We start from the raw sequence: 14,560 nt of genomic DNA, 5'->3' as shown, positions 1-14,560 counted from the left end.
GCTTTTGTGAAGGATAATCCTTTCCAAAAGTTTGACCGAGAGAGGATCGGCAGCGGGAAAGCCCGGTCGTCAGCCGCCGCGCACGCGGGAGAGGAAGTCCTGCACCTGCGTGCGCAAAGTGGTGGCCTGACCTTCGAGGCTGGTGGCGCTGGAGAGCACCTGACTGGCGGCAGCCCCGGTCGAGAGCGACAGCGCGCGCACATCCTCGACATGGCCCGCGACCTTTTCGGTGCCGCGTGCGGCGAGATCGATGCTGCGCGCCAGATCATGGCCCGCCACCGATTGCTGATCGACCGCGCTGGCGATGGCAATGGCGGTGGTCTCGAGGCTTTCGATCTGGCTGGCGATGTCGCGCAGCGCGCTGACGCTGGCGCCGGTGGTGTCCTGCATCGCGCGGATCTGCGCTGCGACCTGTTCGGTGGCGCGGGCGGTCTGGTTGGCGAGTTCCTTGACCTCGCTCGCCACCACCGCGAAGCCGCGCCCGGCCTCGCCGCCGCGCGCCGCTTCGATGCTGGCATTGAGGGCGAGCAGGTTGGTGCGCTTGGCGATGGTGCTGATCAGTTCGACGATCTGGCCCACCTCGTCGGCCGACAGGGCAAGCGCGCCGATCGTGCTGTCGGCCTTGCGGGCAGACAGGCTCGCCTCGCGCGCCAGTTGCGCCGATGAGGCTGCCTGCCGGCTGATCTCGCCGATCGACATGGCGAATTCGTCGCTCGCCGCCGCGGCCGCGCTGGCGCCGTAGGTGGCTTCCTGCATCGCGCTGGCCGCTTCGCCCGTGCGGTTGCTGGCGTCGGCGGCGGTGGTCGCCATCAGGCTGGAGGTGGATTGCAGCTGGCTGGAGGCGGCGACAAGGCCGGTGACGACCTCGCCGACGGTGGTTTCGAACTGGTCGGCGATCCCGGCCAGCACCCTGTCGCGCTCGAGCTGCGCCTCTTCGCGCAAGCCCTGCTGGCGGGACTGTTCGTCGAGCTCGGCACGCGCGCGTTCGGCCCGTTCGCGGCTCAGCTTTTCAAGCCGCACCCCGGCACGATGGAACACTTCGGTGGCGCGAGCCATTTCGCCGATCTCGTCGGCGCGGGTCTTGCCGCTGATCGCGACATCGCGCTCTCCCGCCGCGATGCGGGTCATCTGACGCGCCATCGCGGTCAGGACCGCGCCGACATTGCGGTGGAAATAGCGCTGCGCAAACAGGGTGATGAGCGTCAGCACCGTGGCCAGCGCGATCCACATCACCAGAAGCTGCGAGATCAGCGCTTCGCCTGCGGCTGAGGCGGTGTCGACCTCTGCCCCCAATTGCGCCGCCAGCGCGGTGCCGGCGGTCAGGACAGAGCCGCTGGTGGCCGCGATCTCGCGCGCCATGCGCTGACGGCGTACCGGGTCGGCGGTTTCGGCGTCGAAGGCGGCAACCTGACGGCTGAGATCGGTCACGCCTTCGCGGATCCGCGCAAGCTGCGCGTCGGCCTTGGCGTTGCCATCGCCGACCGCCTGGCCCAGCGCAGCGACTGTCACGGCAGCCTGATCGAGCGCCTCGCTGGCGGCGCGCGCGCGCCGGTCGCCGCCCTGGACCGTCAGCATTTCGGCATGGCGCTGGCTTTCGCTCAGCTGCACCAGCAGGCGCTCGGCCTCGAGCGCGGCGGAATGGGTGGTGCCAATCTGTTCCGTCCGCTTGCCCAGTTCGACATAGCCGCCGACCACGAACAGCCCGGCGAGCAGCGCGAAGGCAAGATTGGCGCTGAAGAACAGCGTGATCTTGCCGCCGATGCTCAGCCGGTCGAACCACGCGCGCAGGCGCGCGGGCTGGCTGGCCGGGGCGGGGGCAGGCCCGTGCACCTCGGCTGCGGCTTCGGCTTCGAGGTTGAGAGCAATGTCGGATAGCGCGCTCATGCTGCCTGTTCGTCCCCATGCCCGCGTTTGTGCCCGTGCCCGGCAGAGCTTGCGAGGCGGTGGTTCTGTTCGGCCATCAGCCGGTCGATTTCGGCAGCGGGCAGGGCCTTGTAATAGAGCCAGCCCTGAATCTGGTCGCACCCGGCGAGCCGCACCAGTTCGGCCTGTTCCTCGGTCTCGACGCCTTCGGCGGTCACCCCCATGTCGAGCGCGCGGGCGAGCGCGATGCTCGACAGCATCATCGCCCGGCTGCCGTCGTCCACGCCCGCCAGTTCGACAAGGCTGCGATCGAGCTTGAGCTTTTCGAAGCGAAAGCGCCGCAGGAAGCCGATCGAGGCATATCCGGTGCCGAAATCATCGAGCGCGATGCGCACGCCGAAGCTGCGGATCACGCCCAGCGTGCGCTCGGCCACGATCGGATCGAGCACGAGGCAGGTCTCGGTCACTTCGAGTTCGAGCCGGTGCGGCGGGAAGCCGGTTTCCTCCAGCACCTCGCCCAGCTTGATCGGGAATTCGGCATTGCGCAGCTGCGCCGCCGAGATGTTGACCGACAGCGTGATGTCGTCCCAGCGGCTGGCGTCGCACACGGCCTGACGCAGCACCCACATGCCGAGCGGGTTGATGAGACCCGAATCCTCGGCGACGGGAATGAAGATATTGGGCCCGAGGGCTGCGCGATTGCCGCGATCCCAGCGCAGCAGCGCCTCGACCGCGACGATGCGCTTGCTTTCAGCCCCGACCAGCGGCTGATAGGCGAGGTGGAATTCGCCCGCGGCGATGCCGGTGCGGATCTCGTCCTCGATCTCGCGCACGCGCTCGCGGCGGCGGTCGAAGCTTTCGTTGAACCAGGTGCAGCGCATCTTGCCGCCGCGCTTGGACATGTCCATCGCCACGTCGGCGCGGCGCAGCATCTCGGACGACGGCACCCGCAGGTCGGCGGTCGAGCGGGCGAGCCCGATGCTCGCGCCGACCGCGATCTGACGGTGGCCGAGCGGCATCGGGCTTCCGAGCCGTTCGAGCAAGGTGCGGCAGATACCTTCGAGGATGGTGCCCGCCACCTTGCCATGCATCACCGCGGCAAATTCGTCCCCGCCGAGGCGGTAGCAGGTGACTTCGTCGCCGCAGACTTCGCGCAGCAGATCGGCGCATTGGGCGATCAGCTGGTCGCCAACGGCGTGGCCATAGTGGTCGTTGACCTGCTTGAAACTGTCGAGATCGATCATCGCCAGCGCCACTTCCTCGTCCCCGCGCGAGGCGTTGAGGATGTCTTCGTGTAAGGCATGGCGGTTGGGCAGGCCGGTGAGCATGTCGCGGTGCGCGCGCTGATCCAGCCCGCGAATGGTGACAATGCCGCTGCGGCCGAGGAAGAACAGCGTCGCGGCATAGATCAGAATCGCCGAGATCATCAGCGCAGCCGGCGATCCGATCGCCAGATGGTCGCTGAAGCTGACCGCGAGCATCAGAGCGCCGGTCATCAGGCTGGCCACCCCGATCGGGATGACCACCAGCCCGACAGGCGTCAGTCGCAGGGGGTGCTTGGTCTTTATCACTCGTACGCTGTCCCGATGGGCGCGCATGACCCGCGCCTTTGATCAAACGTGCTAAACGCCAGCGGCTAAGGAAGGGTAAAGCCGCCCGCCCGCGAAGCGCGCGAGACGCACGAAATCACGCGATTTTCTGGAGCGCCGCGCTGGATGACGGAGGCTCGAAAAAGCTCGCCCGGCGCGAGGTCGGCACGAAGCGTTCGGTGTGGCCGACCACGGTCTCGCCCGCGCCCAGCATCAGAAACCCGTCGGGCAGCACGGCCTGCGCCAGCCGGTCAAAGGCCTCCGCGCGGGTGCGCCGGTCGAAATAGAGCAGCACATTGCGGCACAATACGAGGTCAAAGGCCATCCGCCCGGGATGCGCGCGCAGGATATTGTGCTGCTGGAAGCGAACCATCCGCCGCACGTCGGGGCTGACCTGCCAGCCGCGCTCGGTTTCCGCGAAATGACGCAGCATCTGAGTCACGCCCAGCCCGCGCTGCACCTCGAACTGGCTGTAGAGCCCGCTGCGCGCCGCCTCGATCGCGCGGTGCGACACGTCGGTGCCGAGAATGTCGATCGTCCAGCCCTGCCAGCGCTCGGCCTGTTCGATGAACAGCATGGCGAGCGAATAGACCTCCTGCCCGGTCGAGCAGCCTGCCGACCAGATCGACAGCCGCCGCGCGCCCTGGCGGCGCTGGGCGAGCTCGGGCAGGATCTCGCCGGGCAGCTGGTCGAAGGTCGGCTTGTCGCGGAAGAAATAGGTCTCGTTGTTGAGCAGCGCCTCGACCACCTCCTGCGCGAGGTCAGGGCCGTCGAGCCCGCGCGGCGGGGCGGCGAGCAGGCACACCAGCTGGTCGATATTGCTGATCCCGTGCGTGCGGAAAATCCCCGCGAGCGCCGAATTGACGCGCCAGCGGCGGCTTTCGGTCAGGTGCTGGCCGGTGCGCGATTCGAGGAGATCGGCGATGATCTGGAAGGAGGCTTCGCTGACATCCATCGCCGCTACGCCTGCCGCAGGGCGGAAGGCACCGCGCCGGTCTTGGCCATCACCGCATCGGCCAGCCGTTCGGGCGAGGCGACGAGGCTGGCGAGCCCCGCACGCGCCACCGCGCCGGGCATGCCCCACACCGCGCTGGTATCGGCATCCTGCGCAAGGATCATGCCGCCCGCCGCGACCAGCGCCTGCGCGCCGACCACGCCGTCGCGCCCCATGCCCGACAGGATCACGCCGAGCGCACGGCCTTCGCACACCTCGGCAAGGCTGGTGAGCATCGGATCGACCGAGGGCAGGCACCCGCTGGGCGCGGGTTCGGACGAAATCCGCGCGAGCAGCCGCGCGCCGCTGCGTTGAACGACGATATGGCCGTGGCCCGGCGCGATCAGGATGCGGCCCGGCGTCAGCGCCATGCCATCTTCGGCAATGTCGGTCGGGCGCGCGCAGGCGGTTTCGACCTGGCGCGCGAAGACCGGCATGAAGGAGGCAGGCAGGTGCTGGGTGATCAGGATTGGCGCATCGCATTCGGGCCCCAACCGCCGCAGCATCAGGCCGAGCGCGTGGATCCCGCCGGTCGAAGCGCCGATTGCCACCACCTCGGGCCGCGTGGTGCGGCGGGCAAGGCTGGGACGCACGAAGCTGGGCGCAGGCGGCTCGGGCACGCGGGCGGTGGCTTGATCGGCCCCGCGGGTGCCGAGCGCACGGATCTTGCCGAGCAGCTGGGCGCGATAGTCTTCGGTAAAGCCGCCCGGACGCGGCTTCAGCAGCGTATCGGCCGCCCCCATCTGGAGCGCGGCCATGGTGTGTTCGGCCCCGTCCATCGTCAGCGAGGAAACCACCAGCACCTGCGGCCCGCCCGGCGTCGCCAGAATCGCGGGCAGCGCATCGAGGCCTCCGATCCCGGGCATTTCGAGATCGAGCAGAACCACATCGGCCGGCGCAGCGGAGAGCTGGGAAATCGCGCCCTCGGCGCTGCTGGCGGTGCCGGTGATGACCAGCGCCGGATCGCTTTCGACCATGCGCTTGAAGATGGTGCGCACCGTCAGCGAATCGTCGACGATCATGACCCGGATCGCGGCTGCCGCTCCGCCATGGGCGGAAGGCCGGCGGGTGGCGGTGTCAGCCGCAGCAGCAGGGGCCGTGCGCGGCAGGGATTGGGGAGGGGTCACGCAAACCCGACAAGCTGCAATTTGATCTGAAGCGTTTCGTGATCGAAGGGCTTCATCACATATTCGTCTGCGCCTGCGCTGATCGCCTCGCGGATGTGGGCGACGTCGTTTTCGGTGGTGCAGAACACCACCTTGGGCTTGTCTCCGCCGGGGCGCTGGCGCAGCGCGACGAGGAATTCGATCCCCGTCATTACCGGCATGTTCCAGTCGAGCAGCACCACATCGGGCATCGCCGCCTCGCAGGCGTCGAGCGCGAGCTTGCCGTTCTCGGCCTCGTCCACGGCAAAGCCGAGCGTTTCCAGGATATGCCGCGACACCTTCCGGATCACGCGGGAATCATCGACGATGAGGCATGTTTTCATGGGCGTTCCTGCGATTGGCGCGGCCAACCTAGGGTTGATTTGGTAAGGATTGGATTAAACCAGCGTCTCGATTTCGCGCGAGAGGGCCTCGGGCCCCGCCAGTAGCGATCCCAGATCGAGCAGCAGCGCCGGGCCCGCCAGGGTCTCGATCATGCCATTCGCGATGCGCGACCATTCCGCGCCGAACCCGCCCGGCACCTGCCCGACTTCGCCCGCGGCGGTGGTGATATCCTCGATCGAATCGACCAGCAGCGCATAGGCATGGCCGCCATCGGCGACCACCACGGCGCGGTGATCGGTCGGCCAGTCCCCGGACGGAAGGCCCAGCGCGCGGCGGCAGTCGATCACGGTCAGCGCCTGGCTGCGCAGCGCGGTGATGCCGCTGATCCAGTGCGGCGCGCGCGGCACCGGGGTGATGGTGCCGATCTCGATCACCGATTTCACCTCCAGCGCGCCCAGCGCGCAGCGGCGGCCGGCGATCTGGATGATGACAAGCAGGGCTCCGGTCATGCGGCTTCTCCGGCCCTGGCGCTCACTCGGGCGCTGCGGCTGGCCGCAGCGAGCGCGGCGAGCAGGCCTTCGCGGTCATAGCGATAGACGGTCGCGCATCCGGCGGGTGCATCGGGCTGGTCGCGCAGGCGAATCACCGTGCCCGGCAGATCGCGGCCCAGCGCTTCGGCGACTTCATAAACGTCCTCGAACACGATTCTGATCGCGTCCGGGCCGATCGCGCCGGTGTCGCTTTCGCCTTCGGGCAACACGTCATAGCCCGCGCTCGCGACCAGCGGAGCAAGGATGGTGCGCGCCCATTCGCCTTCGGGCAGGATGCAGCGGGTGCGCTCGGCCGCGACCGGTGCTTCGCCGTAGCGGGCGAACAGCGCGTGGGCATCAAGCAGCGTGACCGGCACCCCGCCGATCAGCGTGACCGCCTCGACCAGCGGGTCTTCGGGCACGGCTTGCAAGGGGGCGGTGAGTTCGACCGCATCCTCGACCTCGCGCACGGCATAGAGCAGATCGCAGGTGCCATCGCCCAGCCGCAGCAGGCGCACACGGCGGGCGGGGAGGGGGCCATCGGGCAGGCCGGTGAGCGGCAGGATCAACCCGTCGATCACCACCCGCGCGGTGGCGTGGGTACGGTCGATCGCGCTGACCGGCGCAGTCTCGATGCGCTGCACCAGCTCCAGCCTCACCGCCGCGCGGCGTCCGCTGAAATCGGTGAACAGCATCGCCCGCGGCGTGGTTTCGGCAGCGGCGGTATCTTCGGTCGTGGCGGCCAGCACGCGCGCGCGGGTGTCCGAAACGAGACCGGCCTGCGCGGCGATATTGGCGACATCGAGCAGCAGCACCGGGGTGCCATCGTCGAGCAGGGTCGATCCGGCATAGAGCCCCGAGCGCATCACAGCGGGCGCAAGCGGCTTGACCACCAGATCGCCGTGATTGTGGATGCCCTCCACCGCCAGCGCGAACAGATCGCCGCTGGCGAGGCGCAGCATCACCATCGTCGGCTCGCCCGTCTCGCTCTCGGCGCGCGGCAGCCCGAGCACCTCGCCCAGCATCAGGCACGGCACCCGCACGCCGCGGAACGTGACCAACGCGCTTTCACCCAGCCAGCTGAGGTCGAGCGCGCTGGAGGAGGCCTGCACGATTTCCTCGACATAGGATTGCGGAATCGCGAAGCGCTGCCCGCCGGTCTCCACCGTCAACCCGGCGATGATGCTGAGCGTGAGCGGGATTTGCAGGCTGAAGGTGGTGCCTTCGCCCGGCACGCTGGTCACCTTGATCGAGCCGCCGACCCGTTCGAGGTTCTGGCGCACCACGTCGAGCCCGACCCCGCGGCCCGAGACATTGCTGACGGTCTCGGCGGTCGAAAAGCCCGGTTCGAAGATCAGGTTGAGCACCCGGTCGCGGCTCATCTGCGCGCGTTCGGCAGAGGAGATCAGGCCGGTGGCGACCGCCTTCGAGGCGATCCGATCTTCATCGAGCCCGCGCCCGTCGTCGGCAATGACGATGCTGATGGTGTTGCCCGACTGGCGCGCGGCGATGGCGACGAGGCCGATCTCGCGCTTGCCCTGCGCAAGGCGGGCGGCGGGCGCTTCGACCCCGTGGTCGATGGCGTTGCGCAGGATGTGGGTCAGCGGATCGCGGATCGTCTCGATCATCTCGCGGTCGAGCTCGACATCGCCGCCGTCGAGATCGACCATCACCTGCTTGCCGAGTTCAGCGGAAAGATCGCGGATCAGCCGCGGGAGCGCGCCGAACAGCGTCTCGATCCGCTGCATCCGCATCCGCGTGATCGCGTCACGTACGTCGGAGAGGATCGTGGTGAGCCGCTCGAACGGGCCGTCGATGGTCGGCTGGTTGCCCGCCTGCCGCAGCCGGTGAGCAAGATCGTTGCGGGCGAGCACCATGTCGGACACGCCGCTCATCACGCGGTCGAGCAACTCCACCGGCAGCCGGATGGTGCGCTGGGCCCCGGCAGCGTCGGCGCGGCGGGCGAGCGTGGCGGGCTCCTCGCCCGGGTTGAACAGGGCCTTGGCCGGGGGATGGGTAAGGTGGGCTGTTGCGGTGTCGTCGCCGCCTCGTTGCCCATCGGTTGCCATGTCGTCTGGCGTTTCACGTGAAACATCAAGAGCCGCGATCAGCGCTTCGTCGCCGCCTTCGGGGAAGTCCTCGCCCGCCTCGATCGCATCGACCATCGCCGCGATCCGGTCGATGATGGCGAGCACCGCGGTCACCAGCGGCCCGTCGGGATCGCGGCGACCGCCGCGGCAATCGGCCAGCGCGTCCTCGGCCGCGTGGGACAGAGCGGCGAGGCGGGGGAAATCGAAGAAGCCGCAATTGCCCTTCACCGTGTGGACGAAGCGGAAAATCGCATCGAGCCGCGCGCGGTCGGCCGGATCGGCTTCCCACGCGACGAGTTCGCCGCTGGAAGCCTCCAGCATTTCGCGGGTCTCGGCGATGAAATCCGCCAGCAGATCGTCCATGAGGTCGTGCGCCCTTTTGCCGCCTTTCAGCCGCAGGTCTATGGGGCGGATTTGGTTAACATCCGCCTAGCGCGCGGCTGCCGGATGCGCGCCGGATGGTGCCTTGTGTGCGAAGATGTAACGCACCAGCACTACTGCCGAGATCGCGCCGAACAGGTTGGCAGCAAGCTCTGCGGTGAAGATCGCCGCGCTGCCCATGTCCGGCTGCAACACCAGCGCCACCGGCAGCATCACGAGGAACACCCGCGCCACCGATTGCCCCAGCGCAAAGCCCGCCTTGTCGACCGCGTTCATGATCCCGTTGCCGACGATCAGCAGGCCAAAGCCCGCATAGCCCCAGGCGGCGATGGTGAGGTAGAGATCGAATTCAGCGACCACGGCGGGATCATCGGTGAACACCCGAGCGAGACTGGCCCCGGCAAAGGTCATCACCACCGCGACCAGCAGGCCCCACACCACGCAGAAGCCCGCGGCATAAAGCGTCGCCTCGCGCGCGCGTTCGATCCGCCCTGCGCCCCAGTTCTGCCCGACAATCGCCCCGATCGCGCCCGACAGGCCGAGCAGCGGGACGATCACGAAGCTTTGCAAGCGCCCCGCCGCACCGAAGCCCGCCACCGCCGCCTCGCCCTCCAGCGCCACCAGCGCGGTGAGGATCGAGAGGCCCAGCGGGTTGATCGCGTTGGAGAAAGCCGCCGGCAGCCCGACCTTGATGATCGCCTTGGCGGGATCGATCAGGCTGCAGTCGCGCAAAGCCCCGAGATTGAGCGGCAGCGCCGTGCCGCGCAGCAGCAACAGCGCCACCAGCACGCCCACGCCCCACCCGGTCACCGTGGCATAGGCAGAGCCTGCAATGCCGTAGCCCTCGAAGCCGAAAGCGCCGGTGATCAGGATGGGATTGAGCACCCAGTTGGCGGCGGCATAGGCGATGCTGACTGTGCTCGTCCGCTTGGCTTCGCCCTGACCGCGCAGCACGCCGTTGAAGCCCATGATCGCGAGGCTGAGCGGAAAGCCCATCGCATAGGGCACCATGTAGTCATGGATCAGCGGCATCAGATGCGCAGGCGCGTTCATCGCGGTGAAGATCGGGTCGATCAGCAACCATAGCGCGAGGCCCATCAGCACCCCGCATGCCGCGGCGAAGACGATCCCGAAATTGGCGCGCCGCTTCGCGCGCTCGAAATCGCCTTCGCCCAGCGCGCGGGCGACCACCGAATTGATCCCCACCATCACGCCCACGCCGAGCGAGGTGCTCGACACGGCGACGGGGAAGATGAAGCTGATCGCGGCCAGCGGCTCGCTGCCCAGCTGGCCGATGAAATAGGCATCGACGATCCCGATCGACATGATCGCGGCAACGCCGATCACTGCGGGCAAAGTCTGGCTGACGAGGTGCCCCGGAATGCTGCCGCTCACCAGTTTCGCAGAAGAAGGGGCGGGGGCATTCATCGCGCTGGTGACCTAGCCGGGCTTGCCATGCCTTGCAAAACATTCCCTCGCCGTGCGATAGCTTGGGCCAAGGAACGACGGAGAGGATCACGCCATGGCGACCCAGCTGAAACCCGGAATCGAATGCAGCAAGGAAGAGTGGCAAGCGCGGCTGGATCTGGCCGCCTGCTACCGCATCTTCGATCACCTCGGCTGGTCGGAATCGATCTACAACCACATCTCGCTGAAGGTGCCGGGGGAGAAGGATACGTTCCTGATCAATCCCTTCGGGCTGCTGTATAGTGAAGTGACCGCCAGCAACCTCGTCAAGATCGATGTTGAGGGCAACAACGTCGGCGGGTCGCCCTACATGGTGAACAAGGCGGGCTTCACCCAGCACGCCTATTTCCACAAGCATCTGGGCGGCCGCGCCGATGCGATCTGCCACGTCCACACCACCGCGACGATGGCGGTGGCGAGCCACAAGGACGGGCTGCTGCCGACCAATTTCTACGCCTGCAATTTTCAGGGCCAGATCGGCTATCACGACTTCGAGGGTGTCACCGTGCGCGCCGAAGAAGGCGAGCGGCTGGTGCAGAACCTCGGTAACCACACCATTCTGATGCTGCGCAACCACGGCCCCGTCGTGATGGACCGCACCCTCCAGGGGATGTTCGTCAAGATGTGGGCCTTGCAGCGCGCCTGCGAAATTCAGGTGGCGACGCTCAGCATGGGTGATCCCGTGCTGGTCCCGCAGGATGTGGTCGATGTGCACCAGCGCGACCTTGCCGTGATGAGCGGGCAGGGCGGCGCAGGCATGTTCGACTTCGAGGCGTGGAAGCGCAAGATCGACCGCATCGACGACAGCTGGCGGCAGTAGGCCGCTAGCAGGGTTCCACCATGTCCCGCATGACCGTCAACGAGCGGCCGGTCGAGTTCGACCTCGATCCGCGGATGCCGCTGCTCTACGCGCTGCGTGAGGCGATGAACCTCACCGGCACCAAGGCGTGTGGCGGCGGGCCGGAGTGTTCAGGCGCGTGCATGGTGCTGGTCGATGGGGTGGCGCTGCGGTCCTGCGCGATCACGCTGGCCGAGGCGGAGGGGCGGCTGATCACCACCATCGAGGGCCTCAGCCGCGACCGTTCGCATCCGGTGCAGCAGGCGATGGTGGCGCAAGGGGCGATCCAGTGCGGATACTGCACCCCCGGCATCGTCATCGCCGCCGCCGCGCTGCTGATGCGCACGCCCCAGCCCACGCGCGAGGATATCGACGGCGCGATCCCCAATATCTGCCGCTGCGGGGTCTATCCGCGGCTGGTGAAAGCGGTCGAGCAGGCCGGGCGCGTGGCCCAGCGGCAAGAGAGCATCAGCGCCGCCCCGGCCCCCGCGATCAGTCCCGAGGACGCGGCCAAGGCCGTGCCAGCCCTGCGCGTCGCGCCCTCGGAATAGGCATCCGGCTCAGAACCTCCCGGTAATCGTCACCCGAGCATTGACCGGCGGGGCGACGGTCAGCTCGTTGGCCGAGTGGGCGTTGGGGAAGTAGAGTTCGTCGGTCAGGTTCTCGACGTTCACCTGCAGGCGCAGCTTGTCATTCAGCTGGTAGAACACCGCCATGTCGACCCGCGCATAGGCGGGCAGGGTCGCGGTGTTGCCGTTGTCGGCGAAGGTTTCGTCCTGCGCGGTCAGGCCGAGGCCGAAGCCGAGCTTGTCGGTCGCCTGCACCGTGTTCCAGATCGAGAACATGTGTTCGGGCAGCTCGCGCAGCCGTCGCCCGGTCGGGCCGGTGCGGCTCTGCTGTTCGCCGTCGAGGTAGGAATAGCCCGCGCTGAGGAACCAGCCGGGGGTGATCTGGCCCTGCAACTGCGCCTCGAACCCGCGGATCTTGCTTTCGATCACCTCGAGCGTGTCGGGGTTCTCGTCCGCCACCTGCGGCGAGGATTGTTCGATCTGGAACACCGAGGCCGTCAGCGCGAGATCGGGGCGCACGTCCCACTTCACGCCTGCTTCGAGATTGGAGAAGGTATCGGGGTCGAGCGCGTCCGCCCCGCCGCCCAGATCGGCAAACTGGTCGCCCGAACGCGGCAGGAAGGTCTCGGAATAGCTGCCGTAAAGCGAGAGATTTTCCTGCGGCTTGAGGATCAGGCCGACGCGCGGGGTCACTTCCTCGTCCTTGCGGCTGCGCACGATGCCGGTGCGGTTGTCGAGCACGGTGATGTCGAAGCTGTCGAACCGCGCGCCGAGCACCACGCGCAGCCAGTCGGCGAGCTTCACCTCGTCCTGAATATAGGCCGAGAACACGGTGAGGTCGGCCTCGGTATCGTCGTTGAGCGAGGTAAAGCCGTAGCGGGTGGTGCGCCCGTCGGCGAGCGTGCCGACCCCGCCGCGCATCGGGAAGTCGCGGCGCGCGTCGAAGAACTCGACATCGGTGCGCCGGCCATCGGCCTGGGCGGTGTCGAACACGGCGTTGAAGCGGTTGTTGTCGTTGCTGGTGTCGATGTATTCGCCGCCGACGATCAGCGTGTGGCCGATCCCGCCGGTGGCGAATTCCCCGATCAGGTTGCCCGAGACGATCAGATTCCGGCGCTGGCCGTTGTCGATATAGCCGTCCATCGCCACGATATTGGTGGCGGGGTCGTAATTGACCGGGAAGTAGTTGGCGTAGGTCTTGTCGTAATCGCCCCAGGATCCGGTGAAGTTGCCCTTGAGACTGTCGGAGAAGCTGTGCTGCACCGTGCCGCGCAGCACATGGGCGCGGAAGGTCGCGTAGTTGTTCTCCGGGTCGGCAAAGGTGATGCGCTGGAGGAAGCGCACTGGATCGCCGTTGTTATCGGTCGGTATGCCGCGATCAATGAAGCGGTCGTGATCGAGATATTCGTAGGAAAGATCGATCGTGGTGCGGCTGCCCAATTCGGCGCGGAAGGTGGGGTTCACGCTGATCTGCTCGCCATCGAACAGGTCGCGGTGGTTGTTCAGGCTTTCATAGGCGGCGTTGATACGCAGCGCCGCATTGTCGCCGGTCGCGAGGTTGACGTCGGCCCACAGGTTGGTGGCACCAAAGCTGTCGACCGAGGCGAGGAAGCCGGTGAAGGTCTCGCCCACCACGCCCTTCTTGGTCACGCGGTTAAGGATGCCTCCGGTGCCGCCGCGCCCGAACAGCAGGGCGTTGGGGCCGCGCAGGATCTCGACCTGTTCGAGATTGTAGAGCCCGCGGTAATATTCGACATCGTCGCGCACCCCGTCGACGAAGAAATCGGCGGTCGATCGGACGCCGCGGAACACCACGGAATCGCGGTGGCCTTCGCCTTGCGAATTGGTGACGCCGGGGGTGTAGAGCACGATGTCGGCGACCGAGTCGAAGCCCTGACGGGTGATCTGGTCGGCGGTGGTGATGCTGAGCGACTGGGGCACGTCGATGATCGGCGTGGGGGTCTTGGTCGCGTTCATCTGGTCGGTGTAGAGCACCTGGCCGGTGACGATGATCGCCTGCGCGCTCGATTCGGCGGCAGCGGCGAGCGTGGCGGCGTCGGCATTGTCGGCGGAGGCGCTGGCGTCAGCGTTGGCGTCAGAATTGGCAAGGGCGGGGAAAGCGATGGTCGCGCAGCCGAGCAGCAGGGCGGTGCGGGCGAAAGCGGGAATCATGGAATACCTTTCGGGTCGTCTGGTTTGCTCAGCTATTGCAAGCCATTCGCATCTGCAAGTCTTGTGTGCAATTGCGATTGATTATCATAAAAATGTGGCTTTGAGGTCACCAAGGCCGGTCGGCGGGCCGATCTGCCGAGCATGGAGAACTGACATGAAGGCAACGATCTGGCACAACCCGGCTTGCGGCACCTCGCGCAAGACACTGGCGATCCTCGAAAATCTCAGCCGGGTGGAGGTGCGGGTGATCGAATATCTCAAGACTCCGCCGAGCGCGGAAAAGCTCGCGCAACTCTACCGCGATGCCGGGATCACCCCGCAGCAGGGCCTGCGCCTGCGCGGCACAGATGCGGCGGAACGCGGCCTGCCCGACGCCGACGATGCGACGGTGCTGGCGGCGATGGTCGCCGATCCGATCCTGATAGAGCGCCCGCTGGTGGAGACGGAGAAGGGGGTGAGGCTTTGCCGGCCGCAGGATATCGTTCTCGAGATACTCTAGCGGCTGGCGCTGCACTCGGTCGCGTAGCGACCGCGAGCGCACGCGCGCGAGCCGCAGGCGATCAGGCCCGCAGGGCCT

The 14,560-nt window shown here is 67.3% G+C and carries 12 protein-coding genes; 3 read left to right on the top strand and 9 right to left on the bottom strand.

Translation table 11 applies throughout. From position 1 onward, the window contains the following. Positions 1-69: 69 nt before the first annotated feature. From BZF59_RS05625 to BZF59_RS05590, 8 genes are all read right to left on the bottom strand, one after another. A complete protein-coding gene (locus tag BZF59_RS05625) occupies positions 70-1,884 on the bottom strand; it encodes a methyl-accepting chemotaxis protein (protein WP_245806042.1) in 1,815 nt (604 codons plus the stop codon). Further along, positions 1,881-3,434 (bottom strand): putative bifunctional diguanylate cyclase/phosphodiesterase, encoded by a 1,554-nt coding sequence (locus tag BZF59_RS05620; RefSeq protein ID WP_245806041.1) that lies wholly within the window; start codon positions 3,432-3,434, stop codon positions 1,881-1,883. The genes BZF59_RS05625 and BZF59_RS05620 overlap by 4 nt, the downstream gene beginning before the upstream one ends. A 115-nt stretch (positions 3,435-3,549) precedes the next feature. Further along, a complete protein-coding gene (locus BZF59_RS05615; RefSeq protein WP_086607266.1) occupies positions 3,550-4,407 on the bottom strand; it encodes a CheR family methyltransferase in 858 nt (285 codons plus the stop codon). A 5-nt stretch (positions 4,408-4,412) separates the two neighbouring features. Next, positions 4,413-5,573 carry a chemotaxis-specific protein-glutamate methyltransferase CheB gene (cheB, locus tag BZF59_RS05610; RefSeq protein ID WP_245806040.1) on the bottom strand — a complete coding sequence of 387 codons (1,161 nt, stop codon included), beginning with the start codon at positions 5,571-5,573 and terminating at the stop codon, positions 4,413-4,415. Further along, positions 5,570-5,935, bottom strand: coding sequence for a response regulator (locus BZF59_RS05605; RefSeq protein WP_086607264.1), 366 nt, complete (start codon positions 5,933-5,935; stop codon positions 5,570-5,572). The genes cheB and BZF59_RS05605 overlap by 4 nt, the downstream gene beginning before the upstream one ends. A gap of 54 nt (positions 5,936-5,989) precedes the next feature. Continuing rightward, positions 5,990-6,445, bottom strand: a complete 456-nt coding sequence (locus BZF59_RS05600) for a chemotaxis protein CheW (protein ID WP_086607263.1) — start codon at positions 6,443-6,445, stop codon at positions 5,990-5,992. Further along, positions 6,442-8,919 carry a chemotaxis protein CheA gene (locus tag BZF59_RS05595; protein ID WP_086607262.1) on the bottom strand — a complete coding sequence of 826 codons (2,478 nt, stop codon included), beginning with the start codon at positions 8,917-8,919 and terminating at the stop codon, positions 6,442-6,444. Before BZF59_RS05595 ends, BZF59_RS05600 begins: the two co-directional genes overlap by 4 nt. Positions 8,920-8,985: 66 nt before the next feature. Continuing rightward, positions 8,986-10,365, bottom strand: a complete 1,380-nt coding sequence (locus BZF59_RS05590) for an MATE family efflux transporter (RefSeq protein WP_086607261.1) — start codon at positions 10,363-10,365, stop codon at positions 8,986-8,988. A gap of 94 nt (positions 10,366-10,459) precedes the next feature. Between BZF59_RS05590 and BZF59_RS05585 the strand changes: the two genes are divergently transcribed. After that, complete coding sequence (locus BZF59_RS05585) at positions 10,460-11,224, top strand: class II aldolase/adducin family protein (protein WP_086607260.1); 765 nt, start codon at positions 10,460-10,462, stop codon at positions 11,222-11,224. Positions 11,225-11,244: 20 nt separating this feature from the next. Beyond that, positions 11,245-11,793 carry a (2Fe-2S)-binding protein gene (locus tag BZF59_RS05580; protein WP_086607259.1) on the top strand — a complete coding sequence of 183 codons (549 nt, stop codon included), beginning with the start codon at positions 11,245-11,247 and terminating at the stop codon, positions 11,791-11,793. Positions 11,794-11,802: 9 nt separating this feature from the next. Here BZF59_RS05580 and BZF59_RS05575 read toward each other — a convergent pair whose 3' ends face one another. Further along, positions 11,803-13,983, bottom strand: a complete 2,181-nt coding sequence (locus BZF59_RS05575; protein WP_086607258.1) for a TonB-dependent receptor — start codon at positions 13,981-13,983, stop codon at positions 11,803-11,805. Between the two features lie 154 nt (positions 13,984-14,137). Here BZF59_RS05575 and BZF59_RS05570 point away from each other — a divergent pair, with 154 nt between their 5' ends. Beyond that, positions 14,138-14,482 carry an arsenate reductase family protein gene (locus tag BZF59_RS05570; RefSeq protein ID WP_086607257.1) on the top strand — a complete coding sequence of 115 codons (345 nt, stop codon included), beginning with the start codon at positions 14,138-14,140 and terminating at the stop codon, positions 14,480-14,482. Positions 14,483-14,560 lie beyond the last annotated feature (78 nt).

The sequence above is a fragment of the Erythrobacter donghaensis genome, from assembly GCF_002155425.1.
Lineage (GTDB): Bacteria > Pseudomonadota > Alphaproteobacteria > Sphingomonadales > Sphingomonadaceae > Erythrobacter > Erythrobacter donghaensis.
The sequence above is the reverse complement of the archived record's forward strand: the minus strand, read 5'-3'. Positions and strand labels throughout refer to the sequence as shown.